The organism is Pseudomonas brassicacearum, assembly GCF_003732225.1.
GTDB classification, from domain to species: domain Bacteria; phylum Pseudomonadota; class Gammaproteobacteria; order Pseudomonadales; family Pseudomonadaceae; genus Aquipseudomonas; species Aquipseudomonas brassicacearum_E.
Window position 1 is genome coordinate 23900 of sequence record NZ_MOBJ01000012.1, and the last position, 23033, is coordinate 46932.

Sequence of the window (23033 nt, forward strand, 5' to 3'; positions counted from 1 at the left end):
GGCATGCGCATTCAGTTGAACGGCGAATCCCTTGAACTGCCCGACGGTGAAACCGTTGCGGCCCTGCTGACCCGTCTGGAACTGACCGGACGCCGGGTGGCGGTCGAACTCAATCTGGATATTGTCCCGCGCAGTCAGCACGCAGAAACTACTTTGAACGACGGTGACTCGGTCGAAGTCGTGCACGCCATCGGCGGCGGCTAGTAGCCAGCAGGCGACTCCCGCGCCCCACACGCATTCTGCAAGAGCCTCACCCCAACAGAGGATTTCCGATGAGCAACGTTCGCAGCGACAAGCCTTTCGTCCTGGCTGGTCGTACTTACCAGTCGCGTTTGCTGGTAGGTACCGGCAAGTACCGCGACATGGAAGAAACCCGCCTGGCCATCGAAGCCTCGGGTGCCGAGATCGTCACCTTCGCCGTGCGCCGGACCAACCTCGGCCAGAACCCGGGCGAACCGAACCTGCTCGAAGTCCTGTCGCCGGATCGCTACACCTTCCTGCCGAACACCGCCGGGTGCTTCGACGCTACCGAGGCTGTGCGCACCTGCCGCCTGGCCCGTGAGCTGCTCGGCGGCCACAACCTGGTGAAGCTGGAAGTGTTGGCGGACCAGAAAACCCTGTTCCCTAACGTGATCGAAACCCTCAAGGCCGCCGAAGTGCTGGTCAAGGAAGGTTTCGACGTGATGGTCTACACCAGCGATGACCCGATCATTGCCCGTCAACTGGCGGAAATCGGCTGCATCGCAGTCATGCCGCTGGCCGGTCTGATCGGCACGGGCCTGGGGATCTGCAACCCGTACAACCTGCAGATCATCCTCGAAGAAGCCAGGATTCCAGTGTTGGTGGATGCCGGTGTCGGCACCGCTTCCGACGCCACCATCGCCATGGAACTGGGTTGCGAAGCGGTGCTGATGAACTCGGCCATCGCCCACGCCCAGCAGCCGATCATGATGGCTGAAGCCATGAAACACGCCATTGTTGCAGGTCGTCTGGCGTACCTCGCCGGGCGCATGCCGAAAAAACTCTATGCCAGCGCTTCCTCGCCGCTGGATGGTCTGATCAAGTAAGAGCCATTGATGACTGAATCGAACGACACGCCTATCCAGACGGAAGCAGGCGAAGAGCGCCAACACCGCCGCATCAAGAGTTTCGTGATGCGCGCCGGGCGTATGACCGAAGGCCAACAGCGCGGTTTGGACCAGGGCACGCCGCTGTTCGTTTTGCCGCTGGCCGACGCGCCGGTGGATTTTGACCAGGTGTTTGGTCGCTCGGCACCACGCTCGCTGGAAATCGGCTTTGGCATGGGCCATTCGCTGCTGGAAATGGCCGCGGCTTCGCCGGATCAGGATTTCATTGGCGTTGAAGTGCACCGTCCAGGTGTCGGCGCGCTGCTCAATGGCGTGCTGACCCAGGGCCTGACTAACCTGCGGGTCTACGATTGCGATGCGATCGAAGTACTCAACCGTTGCGTGGCCGACAACAGCCTCGATCGCCTGATGCTGTTTTTCCCGGACCCGTGGCACAAGAGCCGTCACCACAAGCGTCGTATCGTTCAGGCGTCGTTCGCTGAGCTGGTGCGTAGCAAGTTGAAAGTTGGCGGTGTGCTGCACATGGCTACCGACTGGGAACCGTATGCGGAATACATGCTGGAAGTGATGAACGTCGCGCCGGGCTACCGCAACCTCGCCGAAGACGGCAAGTGCGTACCGCGCCCAGCCGAGCGCCCGATCACCAAGTTCGAACGCCGCGGCGAACGCCTTGGGCATGGCGTGTGGGATTTGAAGTTCGAAAAACAGTCGTAAGCCATAACTCAATACAAAATGTGGGAGCGAGCTTGCTCGCGATGAGGCCATAACATTCAGCATCGATGTTGAATGTTATATCGCCATCGCGAGCAAGCTCGCTCCCACAGTTGTTTTGTGTCGGGTTCAGATCAGCGTTTATCTGCCGAAAGCTCTAAGTCCCCACTTGTAAAGGAAGACAAGTTTTGAAAGTCATCTTCGCCTGCATGCTGTTTTTAAGTCTGCTGTGCTCTGTAGCATGCGAACCTGTTGTAACACCCGATCAATACTTTCAACGCGCTCAGAGAGTGGCCGATAAAATCAAGCGCGAGGCCGATGAAAGGGTCAGGCGGGAAGCCGCCGGGCAGCCTGATATCAAGTACAGTCCAGAGCAGCTGCGCAATGCAGAGGGTGACATTGAAGCGCTCGTAGACAGTCTGAAACGGGCGTCTGATGGCGGACACACAGTTGCAACGTACTTTCTGGCTAACCTGCAGGACAATCCGATGTTCTCCGAGCGGTCGCGCAAAGAGACTTGTAGCCTTTACCAAAAAGCTATGGACCAAGGCTTGTTGGCGGCTGCGGTTGGCTATTACCACTTGTGCGATAAGGCATACGAACGGTTTGATCTGCACAACGCGGATCACCTGAAGTACTTGCAGTCGCTGGAGCAGTTGCTGCAGAAGTCCGACGCCTATGGTGACGCCTACCCGTTACCGGCCAAGCATTCCCTATGTTTCCTGGACGAAGGGGCACCGTTGCCGCAGCAGGGTGTACTGGCGGCCATACGGGCCCGCGCCGTCGCGCTGGTCCTGACAGAAGACCAATATCGGGCCGAGGCCAACTACATTCTGGCGCTGACGCGTGTAAACGAGAATGACCGACCTGACAGTAAGAATATTGCCTATCTGGATGATGCTGAAGCGCTGGGCTGCAATGACCACAACGGGCTCAACGCGATGATTCGAAATGCAGGGAAGGCGTCCGACAATAAATAGATGGCAGATGAGTTGGCGGCGGTCGGTGACTTATAGGTGGGAGATAAATATCACAGGCACAAGCTCTGTCAGCCAGACTCCATTCTCGGCTTGGTAGAACTTGAAGCCTTGATCCTGCATCTGTTGGGCAGCGACTTCCAGAGTCACCACTGTCCCATAGCGCTGGCCCACAGCGCTGGCGGTTTCTACCTCTTGGGACAGGTGCACGTGACGCCGTGAGCCCGGGATCAGCCCCTGTTCGTTGATTGACGCCATGAACCGGGTCGCGGTGCCGTGGTACAGCGTTGCGGGAGGGCGCTTTGCTTCGAATTGCAGGTCGACGGTTTTTGTCGAATGCCCCTGCACGGCGCGGATGCGTTGGCCGTCTGCGGAGACCGAAAAGCGTTTCTTGTCGCTGCTGTCGACAACCTGCTGGATCAATTGCCGATCCAGGGTTCTACCGTCGCGTGCCGCGCCGCTTATCAGCGCGTCGATAGCCGCCCAACCGTCCGTATCCAGTACCAGGCCAATGGCCTGCGGCTCGTGACGCAACACGTAGCTGAGAAATTTGCTTGTATCGTCCAGCAGCTTCTTACTCATGATCTTCCCTGACTACCGGCAAAAAAAGCATCGATCGCAATCCAATGTGGGAGTGAGCTTGCTCGCGATAGCGGTGTAACAGTCAACGCAGATGTTGAATGTTATGGCCTCATCGCGAGCAGGCTCGCTCCCACATTTGTTTTGTGTCTAGCCGAAATTTAGCGGCGGTCTGCGACGACGCCGATCAACACCAGCACTACCAGCAACACCGGCGCCAGGCTGTAGTTGTTGAACTGGCTCAGGCCGCGAACAATCCACGGCGTGGCGTAGATCAGCGCCGCGCCGCTGCCAATCATGCACACCAGGGCCATCAACGGGACGCGCAAGGCGCCGGCGATGCTGCCCAGGCGTTGATCGATCCAGCCTTTGATATCTGCGCCAAACAGCACCAGCAGGCAGCCCACCAGTGCCAGGGCGATTTCCGACAGGTTGCTACGGCTCCAGCGGGACACGGTGGCAAGCAGATCGAGTACCAAATCCATTCGATTTCCTTAAGTCAGAAAATTCTGCAGCAAGTCATTGAGGAACAGCTGTCCGCGCATCGTCGCCGCCAGACGTGACGGTTCGACCTGCAACAAGCCACTTTGTTCGGCCTCACGACGGCCTTCGGCAAGACTTTCCAGCGTCAGGCCGGTGCGCTCCGGATACAGCCTCGCCTCGACACCCTCGGTCAGGCGCAAGGCATTCATCAGGAACTCGAAAGGCAGCTCTTCGTTGGTCAGGGCTTTCTCGCCCGCCTGAAAGCTCTTTGCCGGGTTGAGGTAGTCCTTCGGCAAACGGGTCTTCCAGGTGCGGACAATGCGCCCGTCCGGGTGACTGAGTTTGCCATGAGCCCCGGCACCGATGCCGATGAAGTCACCGAAACTCCAGTAATTGAGGTTGTGCCGCGCCGGGCGACCGGGTTGGGCATACGCCGACACTTCGTATTGGGCGTAACCGTGTTCGGCCAGCAGCGCCTGACCGGCCTCTTGAATGTCCCACAGGGTGTCGTCTTCTGGCAGGGTTGGCGGCTGATTCCAGAACACCGTATTCGGCTCCAGCGTCAGCTGATACCAGGACAGATGAGTCGGCTTCAGCGCGATGGCCTGGCGCAGGTCGTCCAAAGCGTCTTCCAGGGACTGATCGGGCAAGCCGTGCATCAGGTCCAGGTTGAAGTTGTCGAACCCGGCCTGTCGGGCCATGCCAGCGGCGCGAATCGCTTCATCGCCGTTGTGGATCCGGCCCAGTGCCTCAAGCTTCTCTTGCTGGAAGCTCTGGATGCCGATCGACAGGCGATTGATGCCCAAGGCGCGGTAAGCGACGAACTTTTCCTGCTCGAAAGTCCCGGGGTTAGCCTCCAGGGTGATTTCGATATCGCTGGCAAACGGGATCCGCTGTTCCACACCTTTGAGCAAGCGGCCCAACGCTTGCGCGCTGAACAGGCTCGGTGTGCCGCCGCCGAAGAAGATCGAACTGAGCTTGCGGTCGTAAACTGCGTGCAGATCCTGATCGAGGTCAGCCAGCAGGGCGTCCACATACTCTTCTTCCGGCAGCACGGGGCTTGCGGTGTGGGAGTTGAAGTCGCAATAAGGGCATTTGCGTACGCACCACGGAATATGGATGTACAGCGCCAGCGGCGGCAACTGAGGCAGGGCCGCGCGGGGCGATTGCGCGCCGCCGAAGATCAGCGGCGACGCGGACGAGTCGTGGGTCATTTCAGGCTCAGGCGTTGGCGCAGCAAATCCATTGCACGGGCGCGGTGGCTGAGCTGGTTTTTCTCGGCCGGGCTCAATTCTGCACTGGAGCAATTGCGCTCCGGCACCCAGAACAGCGGATCGTAACCAAAGCCGTGCTCACCGCTGGCCTGGGTCAGGATACGCCCGTGCCACAGACCTTCGCAGAGAATCGGCAGCGGATCGTCGGCGTGGCGTACCAGCGCCAGCACGCAGACAAACTGCGCACCGCGTTCGGCTTCAGGCACGTCTTTCAGCACGTCGAGCAGCTTGGCGTTGTTCGCCGCATCGCCCTGGCCATCGGCGTAACGCGCCGAGTAGATACCGGGCGCGCCGCCGAGGAAGTCCACCGCCAGCCCTGAATCATCGGCCAGCGCCGGCAAGCCGGAGATGCGCGCGGCGTTGCGGGCCTTGAGGATGGCGTTTTCGACGAACGACAGGCCGGTTTCTTCGGGCTCGACGCTGCTGAACTCGCCAATCGAGCGCAGGTGCACCGATTCGCCGAGCATGGCCTGGAGTTCTTTGAGTTTGCCGGCGTTATGGCTGGCCAATACGAGTTGCGTGAAGTCGATCATTCGCCGGGGAAGAGCTCTTGGTTGAAATTGATGGTGTTGATTTTGTCGCCGGTCTGCACCTTGATCTCGAACGTGCGGACTTCCTGCTGATCCACCGGGAACTGGGCGATATAGTAGACCGCACCGGTTTCGGTGATCTGTTTGAACTTCAGCGGGAGGCTTTGGCTGGTCAGGTCTTTCACCGTACCGGTAACGCTGGCGGTCAGTGGTTTGCCAGCCTTGATCACCGACACATTGATCACGCCCTGGTTCTTGCTGCGGATCAGTTCGGCGTTTTTGGCGATATCCGGCGTCAGGTAGGTGGAATTGAAGGTGTTGTAATGCACCGTCACGTCACCGAAGGTTTCCTGGCGTTCGCCTTTGATGGCTTCGGCGGCCATGGCGCTGACGCTCAGGCAGGCTGTTAATAGAAACAGGGCTAGACGACCCATGATCGCTCTCCTCGAAAAACCTCGTTAAACCGCTACCTGGTGATCCTGCAGGCCAGGACTGCTGACGCGGTAGATGCCAATCTCACCTAATAGATTAGGCCATAGCTTACTGGCCCACCCGTGTCGGTGTTGTTGATCGACGGCAAGCCGATCGATGACCTTGGCTTCACGTTCGCGGCAAAGCGCTTCAAAGTCTTCGAAAGTGCAGAAGTGGATGTTCGGCGTGTTGTACCAGGTGTACGGCAAAAACTCCGAAACCGGCATCCGGCCCTTGCTTGCCAGGTACCAGCGGCAACGCCAGTGACCGAAGTTGGGGAAGGTGATGATGCACTGACGACCGACCCGCAGCATTTCGTCGAGGATCTTGTCCGGGTAATGCACGGCTTGCAGGGCCTGGGTCATCACCACGATGTCGAAACTGTTGCTGGCAAAGTTGCCCAGGCCCTTGTCCAGGTCCTGCTCGATGACGTTGATGCCCTTGGCCACGCATTCGGCGATGTTGTCTGCATCGTTTTCCAGCCCGTAGCCGGTGACTTGCTTGTTGTCGCGCAGCCAGGTCAGCAGCTCGCCATCACCGCAACCGAGGTCGAGGACGCGGCTGCCGGCGGGGATCCATTCCTGGATGATTTCCAGATCGGCTCTCATGTCTTCCTCAAAGCGATATACGGTTCATGTAATTGCTGAACGCCTGCAAGTAACGCGGGATCGGAATCAGGAAGGCGTCGTGGCCTTGCGGAGCATCGATCTCCAGGTAGCAAACGTCTTTCCTGGCCGCCATCAGCGCATCCACCAGTTCCCGCGAGCGGGCAGGGGAGAAGCGCCAGTCGGTGGTGAAGGACATCACGCAGAACTTGGCTTTGGCGTCGGCGAAGGTTTTCGCCAGGTTATCGTCGAAGTTCGCCGCCGGATCGAAGTAGTCCAGCGCTTTGGTCATCAGCAGGTAGGTGTTGGCATCGAAGCGCCCGGAGAACTCTTCACCCTGATAACGCAGGTAGCTTTCGACCTGGAACTCGACACTGTGGAAGTCGTAGTTGAGCTTTTCGCTCTTCAGGCCACGGCCGAATTTCTCGCCCATGGAATCGTCCGACAGGTAGGTGATGTGCCCGACCATCCGCGCCAGCATCAGCCCGCGCTTGGGGATCACGCCCGCTTCCTGGAACGAACCGCCATGGAACTCCGGGTCGGTGAGAATTGCCTGACGTGCCACTTCGTTGAAGGCGATGTTCTGTGCCGACAGTTTCGGTGCCGAGGCAATGGCCAGGCAGTGACGGATGCGATCAGGGTAAGTGATGCTCCACTGCATTGCCTGCATGCCGCCCAGACTGCCGCCGATCACGGCGGCCCACTGGTCGATGCCGATCCGGTCCGCGAGGCGTGCCTGGCTATGGACCCAGTCTTCCACGGTCAGCACCGGAAAGTCGGCGCCGAACGGCTTGCCGGTGTCCGGGTTGATGCTGCTCGGGCCGGTGGAGCCGTTGCAGCCGCCGAGGTTGTTCAGGCTGACCACGAAGAATTTGTTGGTGTCGATCGGTTTGCCCGGGCCGATGCAGCTGTCCCACCAACCGGGTTTACGGTCTTCGGTACTGTGAAAACCGGCGGCGTGATGGTGACCGGACAAGGCATGGCAAATCAGCACGGCGTTGCTCGCCGTGGCGTTCAGCGTGCCGTAGGTTTCATAGATCAGGTCATAAGCTGGCAATGAGCGGCCGCAGGCAAGGGCCAGGGGCTCGCTGAAGTGCGCCACTTGCGGCGTCACCAGACCAACAGAATCGGCGGGAAAGGCAGTTGGCATCGACCCTGCTCTCGTTGAAATGAGGCGTAAGTCTAAAGACCGCTGTGGCTAGCGGCAAGCAAAGGCCGGGCCTGATTTCATTCCGTTCTACCGAGGTGCGCCAATCGCGAGCAAGCTCGCTCCCACAGGTTATGTGCAGACCCTGTGGGAGCGAGCTTGCTCGCGATGAACGATGACGCGGTCAGCCTGCTGGGCGCATCAACCCAGGCAACTCCGGCAACTTCTTCGGCGAGCTGATCCGAACCCGCTTCTGCCGGTTCAGCTCACCGCTGATCAGGCTCACCTGGCTCTTGGACACCCCGAACGCCTTGGCCAGAAACGCCATCAGATAGGCGTTGGCCTTGCCTTCGACCGGCGGGGCGGTCAGGCGGATCTTCAGCCGATCGCCATGCAGCCCGCAGAAGTCATCGCTGCGGGCCGCCGGTTGCAGGTGACACTCCAGAATCAGGTCGTCACCGTCCCAGCGAAAATAGCTCATCAGATCAGGCCGAGCAGCCCGTTTGGCATGAAGGCATAGTACGCAAGGCGTGGGATCAGCCAGCTTTGCAGCAACTGGATCACGATAAACGCGAAGATCGGTGAGATGTCGAGGCCGCCCAGGTTCGGAATCATGCGGCGGAACGGGGCGAGGACCGGTTCAGTAATCTGAGCGACCAGCTCTGCGCCCGGATTGTGGCTCCCCGGGGCGACCCAGGACAGAATCACGCTGATGATCATCGCGTAGAACAGGATATTCAAAAACAGCGCGAAGATCGCGATCAGTGCCCATGGCACCAAAAACAGCCAGTCAACCTGGAAGCCTTTGAGCAACAGGATGACCGCGATCAGTAGCATCTGCACGATCAGCGCCAGTACCAGCGACGACATGTCCAGCCCGAACATACTCGGGATTACCCGGCGCAGAGGCTTGAGCAGCGGTTGAGTGGCTTTCACGATGAACTGGCAGAGCGGGTTGTAAAAATTCGCCCGAACCAATTGCAGGATGAAGCGCAACAGCACGATCAGCAGGTACAGGCTGCCCAGGGTTTTAATTATGAAAATGGCAGCGTCATTGAATCCGAGCATCATTTATTCCTTTGTAAGAGCTGATTAGCGACCGAGTTGCTCGGCCATCTCGGCCGAGCGGTGCGCAGCGGCGCCGAGTGCTTTTTCGACCAGGGCTTCGAAGCCGCCGGCCTGGAAGGTCTTGATCGCGGCTTCGGTGGTGCCCGCTGGCGAAGTTACGCGACGGCGCAGCTCAGCGGCGTCGACATCACTGGCGACCGCCATGTGCGCAGCGCCCAACGCCGTTTGCAGGGTCAGTTGGGCCGCGATGTCCCGTGGCAGACCAAGTTTCTCGCCCGCAGCGGTCATGGCTTCGATCAGCAGGAAGAAGTACGCAGGGCCACTGCCTGAAACGGCGGTGACCGCATCCAGTTGCTGCTCTTCGTTCAGCCACAGGGCGATACCGACGGCCGACAGCAGCGCTTCGGCCTGCTGACGCTGTTCGGCAGTCACCTGGGCGGTGGCGAACAAACCGCTCACGCCCTGACGCAGCAGCGCCGGGGTGTTGGGCATGCAGCGCACGATCGGCTGGGCGCCGAGCCAGTTGTTCATGCTGGCGCAGGTGATCCCGGCGGCAATCGACACCACCAGTTGATTCGGTGCAAGGCTTGGACGCAGTGCTTCACACACAGCTTTCATCGCCTGAGGTTTTACCGCCAGTACGACCACGTCTGCGCCTTGAACCGCTTCTGCATTGTCGGCGAACGTTTCGATGCCGTGTTCGGCGGTTACCCGTGCGCGGGTTTCAGCACCCGGATCGCTGGCGCGGATCTGCGTGGCGTCCAGACCTTTGGCGCGCAGGCCGCCGATCAGGCTGGCGGCCATGTTTCCGGCACCGATAAAGGCAATACGTGTCTTGCTCATGTCAGGTCCTTATAGAGAGGTAAGTCAGCCACGTTACGGTTGGCCGGCTATTGATGACCAGGCGTGCGGGCGCCAAAGAGGGCCGTACCAATACGCACCCAGGTGGCGCCCATGGCGATGGCCGACTCCAGGTCGTGGCTCATGCCCATGGAAAGCGTGTCGAGTGGCAGATTCAGGCTGGCTTGTAGCTTTTGTACGGTCGCAAAGGCAGCGTCCTGAGCGGCACGATCTTCAGTCGGCTCCGGGATTGCCATCAAGCCGCGTAGTTTCAGCCGTGGTAACGCGCTGATGGCATTCGCCAGCGCCGGCAGATCGGCCGGGGTGCAACCGGATTTGCTGGCTTCACCGCTGACATTGACCTGAATGCAGATGTTCAGGGGCGGCAGTTCGGCCGGGCGTTGTTCGGACAGGCGTTGTGCGATTTTCAAGCGATCCACGGAATGCACCCAAGCGAAGTTCTCGGCGATAGCACGCGTCTTGTTCGATTGAATGGGGCCGATGAAGTGCCAGATCAAGGGCAGGTCGGCCAACTCGAGCTGTTTGCCCAAGGCTTCCTGCAGATAGTTCTCACCAAAGTCGCGCACACCGGCGGCGTAGGCTTCACGCACGGCGTCGCTGGGTTTGGTTTTGCTCACAGCCAGCAGCCGGACGCTGTGCTCGGCACGTTGCGCGGTTTGTTCCGCTGCGCGGATACGCGCAGCTACCTGCGCGATGTTGTCTGCTATCGTGGACATTCAAGGGACGCCGGCAGTCTGAGGTTCGCGGCATTCTACTGGAATTGGGGGGTGCTATGGATATCACTGAACTGCTGGCGTTCAGCGCCAAACAAGGGGCTTCCGACTTGCACCTGTCTGCGGGGCTGCCGCCGATGATCCGGGTGGATGGCGATGTGCGGCGGATCAACCTGCCGGCGCTGGATGACAAGCAGGTGCGCGAGCTGATCTACACGATCATGAACGACAAGCAGCGGGTGGAGTTCGAGCAGGCGCTGGAGACCGACTTTTCCTTCGAGGCGCCGGGTGTGGCGCGCTTTCGGGTCAATGCGTTCAATCAATATCGCGGCCCGGGCGCGGTATTTCGCACCATCCCGTCGAAAATCCAGAGCCTGGAAGATCTGGGCATGGGGGATGTGTTTCGCCGTATTACCGAGGTCTCTCGCGGGCTGGTGCTGGTCACCGGGCCTACCGGTTCCGGCAAGTCGACCACCCAGGCGGCGATGATCGACTACCTGAACAACCACCGGCATCACCATATCCTCACCATCGAAGACCCCATCGAATTCCTCCACGAATCACGTAAATGCCTGATCAATCAACGCGAAGTGCACCGTGACACGCGCAGTTTCGCCACCGCGCTGCGTTCGGCATTGCGCGAGGACCCGGACGTGATTCTGGTGGGGGAGATGCGTGATCTGGAGACCATCCGCCTGGCGCTGACGGCGGCCGAGACCGGGCATCTGGTCTTCGGTACCTTGCACACCAACTCAGCGGCGAAGACCATTGATCGGGTGGTGGACGTGTTTCCGGGCGAAGAGAAGTCGATGGTGCGTTCGATGCTCTCGGAGTCGTTGCAGGCGGTGATTTCCCAGACGCTGATCAAGAAAATCGGCGGTGGCCGGGTGGCGGCTCACGAAATCATGATCGGTACTTCGGCAATCCGTAACCTGATCCGCGAAGACAAGATTGCGCAGATGTACTCGTCGATTCAGACCGGGGCTTCGCAGGGGATGCAGACACTGGATATGTGCTTGAAGAACCTGGTGAACAAAGGCTTGATCAGCCGCGAGCATGCGCGGGAAAAGGCGCGGTCACCGGATAATTTCTGAAGGTTGGGACTCTAAACAAAAAGATCGCAGCCTGCGGCAGCTCCTACAGGGATTTCCTGTTCCGTAGGAGCTGCCGCAGGCTGCGATCCTTTGATCTTGCTTCGGATCAGCGCTGAGCGATGCGCATGGTTTTCGATTCTTTCGTTTCAACCCGCTTGGCAACCACGTAATGGCTTTCCCAGTACGGTTTCTTCAGGGTGTCGATGGTCACCGACTTGCCACGACGCGGTGCGTGGATGAAGCGGTCGTTGCCCAGGTAAATGGCAACGTGGTTGACCTTGCGGCTCTTGATATTGAAGAAAATCAGGTCGCCCGGCTTCAAGTCCTTACGCTCGACTTTCTGTCCGTGACCGGCGGCCATGGCGTTGGAAGTGCGTGGCAGATCAGCAGCACCAACGCCATTGAAGGCGTATTTCACCAGCCCGCTGCAATCGAACCCTTTACTTGGGCTGCTGCCGCCCCAACGATAAGGAGTGCCGAGCACGTTTACTGCACGGCTCAGTACATTGCTGCTTTGTTTGGCCCCCATCGGCGGGACCGGTTTGCTGTCGACCTTGCTCAGATGAGTCAGACCTTTTACAGCGTGTTTGTTTTTGCTGGTAACGGCAGAAACATGAGATTTTGGGGTGTAACCATTAACGTTCGGAAGACGTTGCTCACGATTGGTGGCGTGGGCGGCCAGTGGCATTAATAGGCAAATGGTTAGCCATGTCTTGAAAAATGGACGCATTAGGCAAGGCTCTATGTAGGTAAGCGCGCAACTTTATAACAGCTTTTTTGTCCTTTCCGAGGCCGTTGGTCGATTCAACCTGGGGGTCAACTGCACCAAAGAAGCTGCAAATTGACTCAATTGTCGGACAGAAGTCAGGTGTTACAAGGCTTTGACGGGAGACAAGGTAGCATTTGCCATACGTCGGTCGCCTGTAAAAAAGTCACAAAGAATTCAAGAATATTTATCTATCGAGGCAAATGAGGGAACCCATGAACTCCTATCGTCAGGATGTTTCACACCAGGACACCCACAGCAAGGTGATTGGTTACCTGCTGTGGATTTTCGGTTTTACCGGTGCTCATCGCTTCTATTACGGCAAGCCGGTGACCGGAACGATCTGGTTTTTCACCTTTGGATTGCTGGGGATCGGCTGGCTGATCGACTTGTTCCTGATTCCAGCCATGGACCGTGAAGCGGACCTGCGGTTTACCGCCGGGCCTATCGAGTACAGCGTCGCCTGGATCCTGCTGACATTCCTCGGCGTGTTCGGCATCCACCGCATGTACCAAGGCAAGTGGCTGACGGGCCTGCTGTACCTGGTGACCGGTGGGTTGTTCTTTCTGGGGGTGCTGTATGACTTCTGGACGCTGAATGACCAAGTGTCGGTTCGCAATGCGCAGAACAGAGGCACCTTCCAGTAAGCCATCGCGAGCAAGCTCGCTCCCACATTCGTTCGGCGTTTTGCCGAGGATTTGTGAAACACCACAAATCCAATGTGGGAGCGAGCTTGCTCGCGATTGGTGCGACGCGGTCTCAAGCCTGGTGGCTGATCCGTCCGTCCACCAGGGTGTAGCGCACCACGCCCGGCAGGCTGTGGCCGAGGAACGGGCAGTTTTCACCCTTCGACAGCCAGTTTTCGCCGGCCACGGTGGACGCGGCAGGATCGAACACCACCAGATCCGCCGGGGCGCCAACCGCCAGCTTGCCTGCCGGCAGGCGCAGGGCCTCGGCCGGGCCGGCACTCAAACGCGCCAACAGCGTCGGCAGATCGAGCAAGCCGTCTTCCACCAGCGTCAGGGCCAGTGGCAATAGCAGTTCAACGCTGCTGATGCCCGGCTCGGTCGCGCCGAACGGTGCCAGCTTGGCGTCGCGTTCGTGTGGCTGGTGATGGCTGGAGATCGCTTGAACCACGCCGGACTTCACGGCGGCACGCAAGCCATCGCGGTCAGCGCGGGTGCGCAGCGGCGGCTGGACGTGATACAGGCTGTTGAAGTCGATCAGCGCCTCGTCGGTGAGGATCAGCTGATACAGCGCCACATCGGCCGTCACCTTCATGCCACGGGCCTGGGCCTGAGCGATCAATGCCACGCCACGGGCGCTGGTGAGCTGGCTGAAGTGCGCGCGCACGCCGGTTTGTTCGACCAGCAGCAGATCACGGGCCAGGGCCACGGTTTCAGCTGTTTCGGGAATCCCCGGCAAGCCGAGGAAGCTTGCGGTCGGACCTTCGTGAGCCAGGCCACCTTCGGCCAGGTCATGATCCTGCGAATGGAAGATCACCGTCAGGTCGAATGTCGCCGCGTATTCCAGCGCCCGGCACAGGGTGCGGGTATTGCGGAAACTCTCCAGGCCGTTGCCGAATGCAATGCAACCGGCATCGCGCAGGGCAATCAGCTCAGCCAGCTGTTCGCCGTCCAGACCTTTGCTCAGGGCACCAATCGGGAACACCTTGGCATTACCGGCCTCGCGGGCGCGGTCGAGGATCAGCTCGGCCACGGCGGAGGTGTCCAGCACCGGCTTGGTCCGTGGCGGGCAGCACAGGCTGGTGACGCCACCCGCCGCAGCGGCGCGGGTTTCGCTGGCAATTGTGCCTTTGCGGCTGTAACCCGGTTCGCGCAGAGCGACGTTCAGGTCGACGAGGCCGGGAGCGACCACCAGGCCTTTGGCCTCAATGGTGTCGACGGCGACGAAACCGGCTGGAGCGGCGCCAATGGCGACGATCTTGCAGGCTTCGATGTGAATATCGGTGACTTGATCCAGGCCGCTGCTTGGATCGATGACGCGGGCGCCGAGAATGCTGAGCTTCACTGGGCCTTCTCCTGCTCGAATTGGCGCTGGGCAGTCTGCCCGCTCATGGCCATCGACAACACGGCCATACGAATGGCGATCCCGTAGGTCACCTGATTGAGAATCACCGAGTGCGGACCGTCGGCCACCGCCGATTCGATCTCCACGCCACGGTTGATCGGGCCGGGGTGCATGACGATGGCATCCGGCTTGGCGCCGGCCAGGCGTGCGGTGGTCAGGCCGAACAGGCGATAGAACTCGCCTTCGCTCGGCAGCAGGCCGCCGGTCATGCGCTCACGCTGCAAGCGCAGCATGATCACCACGTCGACGTCTTTCAGGCCTTCGGTCATGTCGGTGTAGACCTTCACGCCGTACTGCTCGATGCCGATCGGCAGCAGGGTTTTCGGCGCGATCACGCGGATGTCCGGGCAACCGAGGGTTTTCAGCGCGAGCATGTTCGAGCGTGCAACCCGCGAGTGCAGGATATCGCCGACGATGGCCACTGAAAGGTTTTCAAAGCTGCCTTTGTGCCGACGGATGGTGAGCATGTCGAGCATGCCTTGCGTCGGGTGGGCGTGACGGCCGTCACCGCCGTTGATGATCGCCACTTGCGGGCAAACATGTTCGGCGATGAAGTGCGCGGCGCCGGAGTCGCCGTGGCGCACGACGAACATGTCGGCGGCCATGGCTTCGAGGTTGCGCAGGGTGTCGAGCAGGGTTTCGCCCTTGCTCGCCGACGACGTCGACACGTTCAGGGTGATGACGTCCGCCGATAGCCGCTGGGCCGCGAGTTCGAAGGTGGTGCGAGTACGGGTGGAGTTTTCGAAGAACACGTTGCACACGGTCTTGCCGCGCAGCAGCGGGACTTTCTTTACCGCCCGGGCGCCGACTTCAAGGAACGAGTCGGCGGTGTCGAGAATTTCCGTCAACAGCTCGCGGCGCAAACCGTCGAGCGAGAGGAAGTGGCGCAGCTGGCCCTGATCATTGAGCTGCAGCGGGCGCTTGGTGTCTAAAGGCGTCATCGCAATGGACTCTTTAAAAGGGCGAATTAAAGGGCGAGGTCTTGAAGTTCGAGTTGCAGCGGGTCGGGGCCAGTCAGCTTCACCCGTTCGTGGGCCGCCAGCGACAGAGTGGCGCCGACCACGTTCGGGCGGATCGGCAGCTCGCCGGCATCCAGATCGAGCAGGCACACCAGGGTGACGCTGGCCGGGCGGCCGTAATCGAAAAGTTCGTTCATGGCGGCGCGGATGGTCCGACCGCTCATCAGTACGTCGTCGATCAGCACCAGGTGCTGACCTTCGATTTCGAACGGCAACGCTGAAGGGCGCACCTGCGGGTGCAGGCCGCTCTGGCTGAAGTCATCGCGGTAGAAGGAAACATCCAGCGTACCCAGTGGCGAGTCGCTGCCAAGCTCTTCGAGCAAGGCTTGAGCGACCCACACGCCACCGGTGCGAATGCCGATGTAGCGCGGTTCGCTGATGCCCCGTTTGGCCAGATAGGTGTCAAGACGGGTCGCCATCTGGCTGATCAGTTCGGCGGGATTGGGCAGGCTCATGGTTGCTCCTTCATGGGCCCGAGCACGATGTGTGCACAGTGCGGCTCGGGTTGTAGCTAAGAGAGACGCCGGGCGCCTCTTCAGGATTCGAACAATGCAGTGTTTTCATCAAGCCAGCCTTGCAGCAGCAGGGCGGCGGCGATGGCGTCGACCGGGTTGTCGCGGTAACTGCCTTTCTGCCCGCCACGGACCAGGCGCTCGCCTTTGGCTTCGAAGGTGGTCAGGCGTTCATCGTGGGTATAGAAGGGCAGGTTGTAGCGGCCATTCAGGCGGCGGGCGAACTTCTCGGCCCGCAAGCACATGTCACTGGGCGTGCCGTCCATGTTCAGCGGCAGGCCGACCACCACGGCGTCGGGTTTCCATTCCTTGATCAGGGCTTCGACCTGATTCCAGTCCGGAATGCCGTTTTGCGCCTTCAAGGTGCAGAGTTCGCGGGCCTGGCCGGTAATCACCTGGCCGACCGCAACGCCGATCTGTTTGGTGCCGTAGTCGAAACCCAAAATCAGACGCAAGGCCATCAGGCGTGTCCCGCCTGGCTGGTCAGCAGGCTGAGGTTGATGCCCAGGCGCTTGGCGGCCGCTTCCAGGCGCAGTTCGCTACTGGTGTTGAACAGGATGTCGGCATCGAACGGGCAGGTCAGCCAGGCATTGTCGGCCAGCTCGGCCTCCAGTTGCCCGGCTTCCCAGCCAGCGTAACCCAGGGCGATCAGGCTTTTGGCCGGGCCAACGCCATCGGCGATGGCAAACAGCACGTCCTGGGAAGTGGACAGCGCCAGGCCATCCAGTTCAACCGTTGCCTGATACGTCGATCCGGTGGGGTGCAGGACAAAACCGCGATCGGTCTGTACCGGGCCGCCAGTGAAGATCGGCACGTGCTGGCACAGTGGTGGCGGCTCTATATCGGGGCGTAGCTGTTCGAGGATATCCGCCAGGCTCAGGTCCTGTGGGCGGTTGATGATCAACCCCATGGCACCATTGGCCGTGTGCTCGACGATGTAGGTCAAGGTGTGCGCAAAGTTCGGGTCGGCCATGTGAGGCATGGCGATCAGGAAGTGATGCTTGAGGTAGCTGGGGCTGACGTTCTTCATAGGCGCTAGTGTGGCGTTGGAGGGGCAAACTGACAAGCTGGGGATGCACAGGAAATGCCCTTATTCCAGCTGGCAAGCCAGATCAAATGTGGGAGCGAGCTTGGTCCGGGCGGCGTTCCGACGATGACAATTTCACATTCAGCATTAATGTTGACTGCAATGCCGCCATCGCGAGCAAGCTCGCTCCCACAGGGGATTTGTGGCGGTCAGTTGCTTGAGAGCTTGTCTCCGCGTGCAAACTTCCACGTACGGATGATTTCCAGCCGGTCGATATCCGACAGGTCGCCGGTAAACGGTGCAAACGGTGCCGCCAGTCGGACGATGCGCTGCGCGGCCTGATCCAGCAGCGGCTGGCCGGAGGATTCCAGCACCAGCACTTCATACAGCGAACCGTCGCGGTTGATCGAGACCATCAGTCGCAAGTTGCCGTAGATCTGCTTGCGCCGGGCTTCTTCGGGGTAGTTCAAATTGCCGATACGCTCGACCTTTTTGCGCCATTCGTCCTTATACCAGGCGCCCTTGTCGCGCATGGTCGAGGCGGCGCTCAGGCGGTGGATACGCGGGCGCTTGGCGTACAGCTGTTGTTCATTGGCCAGTTCCGCTTCCAGGCTGGCGATATCGCTGGACAGCTGCGAGCTGTCGAACGTCGGTGTCGCGGCCTTGGGTGTCGGCTCGGCCTTGACCTCTTGTTTTTTGGTCGCGGCTTTTTTTGGCGCTGGCGCGATGGTGGTCACGGCGGCTTTCGGCGCTGCTTCCTCTACCTGAGGTTTGACCGAAGGAGGGGGCGAGACTTTTTGCACCTTGTTGTCCTGGAACGGCGCGATCTCGGTGGTCTTGGGGATCGCCTTTTTATCCAGGGTGCCGCTGCCTTGCTGGTTTTCCTGAGCGAGGAAATCGGCTTTTGCAGGCTTCTTTTCGCTTTTGAAGGTGGCGAGGGTGATTTCCAGGGTTCTGCTGATCTGCTTGGGTTCGACAAAGGCGAACCCTACGCCCAGCAGCAGGGCCAGGTGAATCAGCGCCGCGAGAAACAGGGTAAAACCGAGGCGATCGGCCGGGCGCACGCCACGGTGGGCGAGTTCGGGAGGCAGATCGGACGGAAGTGTCATAACAAGAAAACCAACATCGCGTTTTTCACAGGCCGCGCATGATAACGCAATGTTGGTCGCACCTTGGGTGTTCTATATCAACGAGCTTTAAGCTTCTGATCGATGGCAGCCATCAGCATTTCGCCGATGTTCGTGCCAAAAGCATTGTCGATCTCGCGGATGCAGGTCGGGCTGGTGACGTTGATTTCGGTCAGGTGCTCGCCGATCACGTCGAGGCCAACGAACAGCAAACCCTTTTCACGCAGGGTCGGGCCGACCTGTGCGGCGATCCAGCGATCCTTGTCGGTCAGCGGGCGTGCTTCGCCACGGCCACCGGCGGCCAGGTTGCCACGGGTTTCGCCAGCAGCCGGAATCCGCGCCAGGCAGTAATCCACAGGCTCGCCATCGATCATCAGGATGCGCTTGTCGCCGTCCTTGATCGCTGGCAGGTAACCCTGCGCCATGATCTGCTGCTTGCCGTGCTGGGTCAGGGTTTCGAGGATCACCGAAAGGTTCGGATGGCCTTTGGTGTGACGGAAGATCGAAGCGCCGCCCATGCCGTCCAGCGGCTTGAGAATGACATCGCCGTGATGATCGGCGAACTCGCGCAGCACATCGGGACGACGGCTGACCACGGTCGGCGGCGTGCACTGCGGGAACAGCGTGGCGAACAGTTTTTCATTGCAGTCGCGCAGGCTCTGCGGTTTGTTGACTACCAGTACGCCAGCGCGCTCGGCTTGCTCCAGCAGGTAGGTGGAGTAGACGAATTCCATGTCGAACGGCGGATCCTTGCGCATCAGGATCACGTCCAGATCGCTCAGCAGCGCGTCGGTTTCGGCTTCCAGTTCGAACCATTTTTCCGGGTTGGCGAAAACTTTCAAAGGACGCATGCGCGCCCGGGCTTCACCTTCGGCCTGGTACAGATCGCGCTGTTCCATATAGAACAACGTCCAGCCGCGAGCCTGGGCGGCCAGCAGCATGGCCAGCGAGCTATCCTTTTTATAGGAAATGCTGGCGATAGGGTCCATGACAATCCCGACGCGAACGCTCATGGGTTTTTCCTCGAAATTTGGGTGGTCAAAGCGACATGAAAAAGTGGCGTCAGAGTGGCGCCCAGTGTGTTCCCGGTCAAGGAAAAACCACCTCGCCGGTCGCCCGATAGATTGGATTTGGAGACTGTGCTAAAAAGACTGGCATGTCGTGCTGGCCCTTGAACATCAAGGGTTTCGAGCCCCGGTAACCCGCAAACGACAAATTAATTCGCAAAGGCGACGGTAGAGCAACTATGGAACAGCATTCCAGCGCCTTGAAGGTCATGGTGATCGATGATTCGAAGACAATTCGTCGTACCGCCGAAACGCTGTTGAAGAACGTGGGCTGTGAGGTGATCACCGCCATCGATGGTTTCGATGCCCTGGCCAAGATTGCCGACAATCACCCCGGCATCATCTTTGTCGACATCATGATGCCGCGTCTGGATGGCTATCAGACCTGCGCGCTGATCAAGAACAACAGTGCGTTCAAGTCCACGCCAGTGATTATGCTGTCGTCCAAGGACGGGCTGTTCGACAAGGCCAAGGGGCGCATCGTCGGCTCTGACCAGTTTTTGACCAAACCTTTCAGCAAGGAAGAACTGCTGAACGCGATCCAGGCCCATGTACCGGGCTTTGCCGTTGTTTCGCCGCAGTAGGACACGCACAGTGACGCTCGGCCAACGGGCCCGGCGTCTATAAAAATGGGGAAGACCATGGCACGTATTCTGATCGTCGATGATTCGCCGACTGAAATGTACAAACTGACCGGCATGCTGGAAAAGCACGGTCACGAAGTGTTGAAAGCCGAAAACGGCGCAGATGGTGTGGCGCTGGCCCGTCAGGAAAAACCCGATGCGGTGCTGATGGACATCGTCATGCCCGGCCTCAACGGTTTCCAGGCTACCCGCCAGCTGACCAAAGACGCTGAAACCAGCCACATTCCGGTGATCATCATCACCACCAAGGATCAGGAAACCGACAAGGTCTGGGGCACCCGCCAGGGCGCCAAGGATTACCTCACCAAGCCGGTGGACGAAGACACCCTGATCAAGACCCTGAACTCCGTTCTGGCTGGTTGACGGCCGACCCATGGCCGAGTCGCTGACTGCCTTCGAACTGCTGCTGCAGATCGATCAACGCTGCCGTTTGCTGGCGGCGGATCTGCCTTCGCAGCAAACCCGCAACCACGGCTGGAGCGGGATTGGCTTTCGCCTCGGCGAGCACTGGTACGTGGCGCCGATGGGCGAGGTCAGCGAAGTCCTGCACGAGCCGCGTTGTACTCAGCTGCCGGGGGTCAAGTCGTGGGTCAAGGGCGTGGCCAACCTGCGTGGGCGGTTGCTGCCGATCATGGACCTGTGCGGTTTCTTTGGCACCGAGCTGTCTGCGCTGCGCAAGCAGCGGCGCGTACTGGTGGTTGAGTATAAAGAGCTGTTTGTCGGGTTGATGGTCGATGAGGTGTTCGGCATGCAGCACTTTGACCAGGCCAGTTTCGAGCCAGCGTCACTGGGCGCGCAGGACGGCCCGGCGGGTGCTTTCATCAAGGGACAGTTCGAGCGCGAGCAGCGTTGGCAGGTCTTCAGCCCGTTTGCCTTGGCGCAGTCGGCACGGTTCATGGATGTGGCCCTTTGACGAAAGGCGACGCGGACCTTGTGGGAGCGAGCTTGCTCCGGGCGGCGCTCCGACGATGAACGATAACGCGGTAAGCCTGCAACACCGCAGCGCCTGAATCGCGAGCAAGCTCGCTCCCACAGGTTCTTCGGCCAGTCATGGCAGGGCGTTGGTTAACAGGCGAGGATCGATGATAAAAGCAAAAACAGGCAAGGCTACGGAAGGGTCGCGCAGTCGCTCGCAGATCATTGTGCTGTTCATGGCGCTGATCGTGTTCATTGTGTTGCTGTTTGCCAACTTCGCTTACCTCAACACCCAGGCCTCCTACGACAAGCAGTACATCGGCCACGCCGGCGAGCTGCGCGTGTTGTCCCAACGTATCGCCAAAAACGCCACTGAAGCGGCGGCTGGCAAAGCGGCGGCGTTCAAGCTGCTGAGTGACGCCCGTAACGACTTCGCCCAGCGCTGGGGCTACTTGAAAAAGGGTGATCCGACCACCGGCCTGCCGCCAGCACCGGCGGCGGTACGCCCGGAAATGCACGCGGTGCAACTGGACTGGGAGCGCTTGCTGAAGAACACCGATGCGATCCTGTCCAGCGAGCAGACCGTGCTGTCGCTGCATCAGGTCGCCGCGACCCTGGCCGAGACCGTGCCGCAGTTGCAGGTCGAGTACGAAAAAGTCGTCGAAATCCTGCTCCAGCGCGGCGCGCCGGCCGCTCAGGTGGCGATGGCCCAGCGCCAGTCGTTGCTGGCCGAGCGAATCCTTGGCGCGGTCAACACCGTGCTCGCCGGCGACGAAAACGCCCAGCAGGCTGCCGACGCCTTTGGCCGTGATGCAGCGCGTTTTGGCCAGGTGCTCAACGGCATGCTGCAGGGCAATCCGTTGATGAAAATCAGCGAGGTCGAAGACCACGACGCCCGCGCCCGCCTGACCGAGATTGCCGAGCTGTTCCAATTTGTTTCGGGTTCGGTCGACGAAATCCTCGAAACCTCACCTGAACTGTTCAAGGTCCGCGAGTCGGCGGGCAACATTTTCAACCTGTCGCAGACCTTGCTCGATGAGGCTTCTCATCTGGCCAATGGTTTTGAAAATATGGTGGGTGGGCGCTCTACCGATACCATCGGTGGCTATGTGCTGGGTTTGCTGGCGCTGACCTCGATCATCCTGATCGGCCTGGTGATGGTCCGCGAAACCAATCGCCAATTGCGCGAAACCGCCGAGAAGAACGAGCGTAACCAGAACGCGATCATGCGCTTGCTCGACGAGATCGAAGACCTCGCCGACGGTGACCTGACAGTAACGGCGTCAGTGACCGAAGACTTCACCGGGACCATCGCCGACTCGATCAATTACTCGGTCGATCAACTGCGCGATCTGGTCGCGACCATCAACCTGACGGCCGGTCAGGTGGCCGCTGCCGTACAGGAAACCCAGGCGACCGCGATGCACCTGGCCCAGGCCTCGGAGCATCAGGCACAGCAGATTTCCGAAGCCTCGACCGCGATCAACGAAATGGCTCAGTCCATCGATCAGGTGTCGGCGAATGCCGCCGAGTCCTCGGCGGTTGCCGAGCGCTCGGTGGAAATCGCCAACAAGGGCAACGAGGTGGTGCACAACACCATTCACGGCATGGACAATATCCGTGAACAGATTCAGGACACGGCCAAGCGGATCAAGCGGTTGGGCGAGTCTTCCCAGGAAATTGGCGACATCGTAAGCCTGATCGACGACATTGCCGACCAGACCAACATCCTCGCGTTGAACGCCGCCATCCAGGCCTCCATGGCCGGTGACGCCGGGCGCGGTTTTGCGGTGGTTGCCGATGAAGTCCAGCGGCTGGCGGAGCGCTCGTCGGCGGCCACCCGGCAGATTGAAACCCTGGTCCGGGCGATTCAGACCGACACCAATGAAGCCGTGATTTCCATGGAGCAAACCACCACGGAAGTGGTGCGCGGCGCGCGACTGGCGCAGGATGCCGGTGTGGCCCTGGAAGAAATCGAAGGCGTATCGAAAACCCTCGCGGCGTTGATCCAGAGTATCTCCAACGCGGCGCAGCAACAGACGTCTTCGGCGGGTCAGATTTCCTTGACGATGAACGTGATCCAGCAGATCACCACGCAGACCTCGTCGGGCTCTACGGCCACCGCCGAGAGCATCGGCAACCTGGCGAAGATGGCCAGTCAGCTGCGACGTTCGGTGTCTGGTTTCACCTTGCCGGCCGTCGCTGAGCGCAGCGTCGACAAGGCCTGAACGATGCCTGCCGGGAAAGCATTTTGATTGGAGTGG

29 protein-coding genes are annotated in these 23033 nt (G+C 60.0%); 10 read left to right on the plus strand and 19 right to left on the minus strand.

Annotated elements, in window-relative coordinates:
- Window positions 1–3: 3 nt before the first annotated feature.
- The 4 genes from thiS to BK659_RS18485 all read left to right on the plus strand — a co-directional run bounded on the left by thiS (window position 4) and on the right by BK659_RS18485 (window position 2779).
- The gene (gene thiS / locus BK659_RS18465; protein ID WP_007897898.1) at window positions 4–204 is read left to right on the plus strand and encodes a sulfur carrier protein ThiS; all 201 of its coding nucleotides are present in this window, start codon (window positions 4–6) and stop codon (window positions 202–204) included.
- A gap of 68 nt (window positions 205–272) precedes the next feature.
- On the plus strand, window positions 273–1067 hold the full coding sequence (locus tag BK659_RS18470) for a thiazole synthase (protein ID WP_123426426.1): 795 nt from the start codon (window positions 273–275) through the stop codon (window positions 1065–1067).
- A gap of 9 nt (window positions 1068–1076) precedes the next feature.
- Window positions 1077–1802 carry a tRNA (guanosine(46)-N7)-methyltransferase TrmB gene (gene trmB / locus BK659_RS18475; RefSeq protein ID WP_054594470.1) on the plus strand — a complete coding sequence of 242 codons (726 nt, stop codon included), beginning with the start codon at window positions 1077–1079 and terminating at the stop codon, window positions 1800–1802.
- A gap of 185 nt (window positions 1803–1987) precedes the next feature.
- Window positions 1988–2779, plus strand: coding sequence for a hypothetical protein (locus BK659_RS18485; RefSeq protein WP_123426427.1), 792 nt, complete (start codon window positions 1988–1990; stop codon window positions 2777–2779).
- 30 nt (window positions 2780–2809) lie between these two features.
- Here the strand turns inward: BK659_RS18485 and BK659_RS18490 are convergent, their stop codons facing one another.
- The 11 genes from BK659_RS18490 to BK659_RS18540 form a co-directional block, all read right to left on the minus strand.
- Complete coding sequence (locus BK659_RS18490) at window positions 2810–3358, minus strand: RNA 2'-phosphotransferase (RefSeq protein ID WP_123426428.1); 549 nt, start codon at window positions 3356–3358, stop codon at window positions 2810–2812.
- 158 nt (window positions 3359–3516) lie between these two features.
- Window positions 3517–3840 (minus strand): DUF3392 domain-containing protein, encoded by a 324-nt coding sequence (locus tag BK659_RS18495; RefSeq protein WP_054594469.1) that lies wholly within the window; start codon window positions 3838–3840, stop codon window positions 3517–3519.
- Window positions 3841–3849: 9 nt separating this feature from the next.
- Window positions 3850–5052, minus strand: coding sequence for a radical SAM family heme chaperone HemW (gene hemW, locus BK659_RS18500; RefSeq protein ID WP_123426429.1), 1203 nt, complete (start codon window positions 5050–5052; stop codon window positions 3850–3852).
- Window positions 5049–5645 (minus strand): RdgB/HAM1 family non-canonical purine NTP pyrophosphatase, encoded by a 597-nt coding sequence (gene rdgB, locus BK659_RS18505; RefSeq protein ID WP_123426430.1) that lies wholly within the window; start codon window positions 5643–5645, stop codon window positions 5049–5051. The genes hemW and rdgB overlap by 4 nt, the downstream gene beginning before the upstream one ends.
- On the minus strand, window positions 5642–6076 hold the full coding sequence (locus BK659_RS18510) for a DUF4426 domain-containing protein (RefSeq protein ID WP_123426431.1): 435 nt from the start codon (window positions 6074–6076) through the stop codon (window positions 5642–5644). Before BK659_RS18510 ends, rdgB begins: the two co-directional genes overlap by 4 nt.
- A gap of 24 nt (window positions 6077–6100) precedes the next feature.
- Window positions 6101–6721: a methionine biosynthesis protein MetW gene (gene metW, locus BK659_RS18515; protein ID WP_071552963.1), complete on the minus strand. Its 621-nt coding sequence runs from the start codon at window positions 6719–6721 to the stop codon at window positions 6101–6103.
- Window positions 6722–6728: 7 nt separating this feature from the next.
- Window positions 6729–7868, minus strand: coding sequence for a homoserine O-succinyltransferase MetX (gene metX, locus BK659_RS18520; RefSeq protein WP_123426432.1), 1140 nt, complete (start codon window positions 7866–7868; stop codon window positions 6729–6731).
- Window positions 7869–8049: 181 nt separating this feature from the next.
- Window positions 8050–8346, minus strand: a complete 297-nt coding sequence (locus BK659_RS18525; RefSeq protein ID WP_123426433.1) for a DUF167 domain-containing protein — start codon at window positions 8344–8346, stop codon at window positions 8050–8052.
- Entirely contained in the window at window positions 8346–8933 is a 588-nt protein-coding gene (locus BK659_RS18530; RefSeq protein WP_123426434.1) for a YggT family protein, read from the minus strand. The genes BK659_RS18525 and BK659_RS18530 overlap by 1 nt, the downstream gene beginning before the upstream one ends.
- Window positions 8934–8957: 24 nt before the next feature.
- Window positions 8958–9776: a pyrroline-5-carboxylate reductase gene (gene proC, locus BK659_RS18535; protein ID WP_123426435.1), complete on the minus strand. Its 819-nt coding sequence runs from the start codon at window positions 9774–9776 to the stop codon at window positions 8958–8960.
- Window positions 9777–9823: 47 nt separating this feature from the next.
- Complete coding sequence (locus BK659_RS18540; RefSeq protein WP_123426436.1) at window positions 9824–10510, minus strand: YggS family pyridoxal phosphate-dependent enzyme; 687 nt, start codon at window positions 10508–10510, stop codon at window positions 9824–9826.
- Window positions 10511–10566: 56 nt separating this feature from the next.
- Between BK659_RS18540 and BK659_RS18545 the strand changes: the two genes are divergently transcribed.
- The gene (locus BK659_RS18545) at window positions 10567–11601 is read left to right on the plus strand and encodes a type IV pilus twitching motility protein PilT (RefSeq protein WP_123426437.1); all 1035 of its coding nucleotides are present in this window, start codon (window positions 10567–10569) and stop codon (window positions 11599–11601) included.
- A gap of 106 nt (window positions 11602–11707) precedes the next feature.
- Here BK659_RS18545 and BK659_RS18550 read toward each other — a convergent pair whose 3' ends face one another.
- Window positions 11708–12331 (minus strand): C40 family peptidase, encoded by a 624-nt coding sequence (locus tag BK659_RS18550; protein WP_123426438.1) that lies wholly within the window; start codon window positions 12329–12331, stop codon window positions 11708–11710.
- Between the two features lie 251 nt (window positions 12332–12582).
- Here BK659_RS18550 and BK659_RS18555 point away from each other — a divergent pair, with 251 nt between their 5' ends.
- Window positions 12583–13014: an NINE protein gene (locus BK659_RS18555; protein WP_123426439.1), complete on the plus strand. Its 432-nt coding sequence runs from the start codon at window positions 12583–12585 to the stop codon at window positions 13012–13014.
- A gap of 112 nt (window positions 13015–13126) precedes the next feature.
- Here BK659_RS18555 and BK659_RS18560 read toward each other — a convergent pair whose 3' ends face one another.
- From BK659_RS18560 to gshB, 7 genes are all read right to left on the minus strand, one after another.
- Window positions 13127–14398, minus strand: coding sequence for a dihydroorotase (locus BK659_RS18560; protein ID WP_123426440.1), 1272 nt, complete (start codon window positions 14396–14398; stop codon window positions 13127–13129).
- Window positions 14395–15399 carry an aspartate carbamoyltransferase catalytic subunit gene (locus BK659_RS18565; RefSeq protein ID WP_019694074.1) on the minus strand — a complete coding sequence of 335 codons (1005 nt, stop codon included), beginning with the start codon at window positions 15397–15399 and terminating at the stop codon, window positions 14395–14397. Before BK659_RS18565 ends, BK659_RS18560 begins: the two co-directional genes overlap by 4 nt.
- A 26-nt stretch (window positions 15400–15425) precedes the next feature.
- On the minus strand, window positions 15426–15932 hold the full coding sequence (gene pyrR, locus BK659_RS18570) for a bifunctional pyr operon transcriptional regulator/uracil phosphoribosyltransferase PyrR (protein ID WP_123426441.1): 507 nt from the start codon (window positions 15930–15932) through the stop codon (window positions 15426–15428).
- Between the two features lie 80 nt (window positions 15933–16012).
- Window positions 16013–16450, minus strand: a complete 438-nt coding sequence (gene ruvX, locus BK659_RS18575; RefSeq protein ID WP_007897947.1) for a Holliday junction resolvase RuvX — start codon at window positions 16448–16450, stop codon at window positions 16013–16015.
- Window positions 16450–17019: a YqgE/AlgH family protein gene (locus BK659_RS18580; RefSeq protein ID WP_123426442.1), complete on the minus strand. Its 570-nt coding sequence runs from the start codon at window positions 17017–17019 to the stop codon at window positions 16450–16452. Before BK659_RS18580 ends, ruvX begins: the two co-directional genes overlap by 1 nt.
- Before the next feature lie 206 nt (window positions 17020–17225).
- Window positions 17226–18125: an energy transducer TonB gene (locus BK659_RS18585; RefSeq protein WP_123426443.1), complete on the minus strand. Its 900-nt coding sequence runs from the start codon at window positions 18123–18125 to the stop codon at window positions 17226–17228.
- 77 nt (window positions 18126–18202) lie between these two features.
- A complete protein-coding gene (gene gshB / locus BK659_RS18590) occupies window positions 18203–19156 on the minus strand; it encodes a glutathione synthase (RefSeq protein WP_123426444.1) in 954 nt (317 codons plus the stop codon).
- A 233-nt stretch (window positions 19157–19389) separates the two neighbouring features.
- Between gshB and pilG the strand changes: the two genes are divergently transcribed.
- From pilG to BK659_RS18610, 4 genes are all read left to right on the plus strand, one after another.
- Window positions 19390–19794: a twitching motility response regulator PilG gene (pilG, locus tag BK659_RS18595; protein WP_019694068.1), complete on the plus strand. Its 405-nt coding sequence runs from the start codon at window positions 19390–19392 to the stop codon at window positions 19792–19794.
- 57 nt (window positions 19795–19851) lie between these two features.
- Window positions 19852–20217 carry a twitching motility response regulator PilH gene (pilH, locus tag BK659_RS18600; RefSeq protein WP_007929961.1) on the plus strand — a complete coding sequence of 122 codons (366 nt, stop codon included), beginning with the start codon at window positions 19852–19854 and terminating at the stop codon, window positions 20215–20217.
- A gap of 10 nt (window positions 20218–20227) precedes the next feature.
- Window positions 20228–20767, plus strand: coding sequence for a chemotaxis protein CheW (locus BK659_RS18605; protein ID WP_123426445.1), 540 nt, complete (start codon window positions 20228–20230; stop codon window positions 20765–20767).
- A gap of 169 nt (window positions 20768–20936) precedes the next feature.
- The gene (locus BK659_RS18610; RefSeq protein WP_123426446.1) at window positions 20937–22997 is read left to right on the plus strand and encodes a methyl-accepting chemotaxis protein; all 2061 of its coding nucleotides are present in this window, start codon (window positions 20937–20939) and stop codon (window positions 22995–22997) included.
- The last annotated feature ends 36 nt before the right edge of the window (window positions 22998–23033 follow it).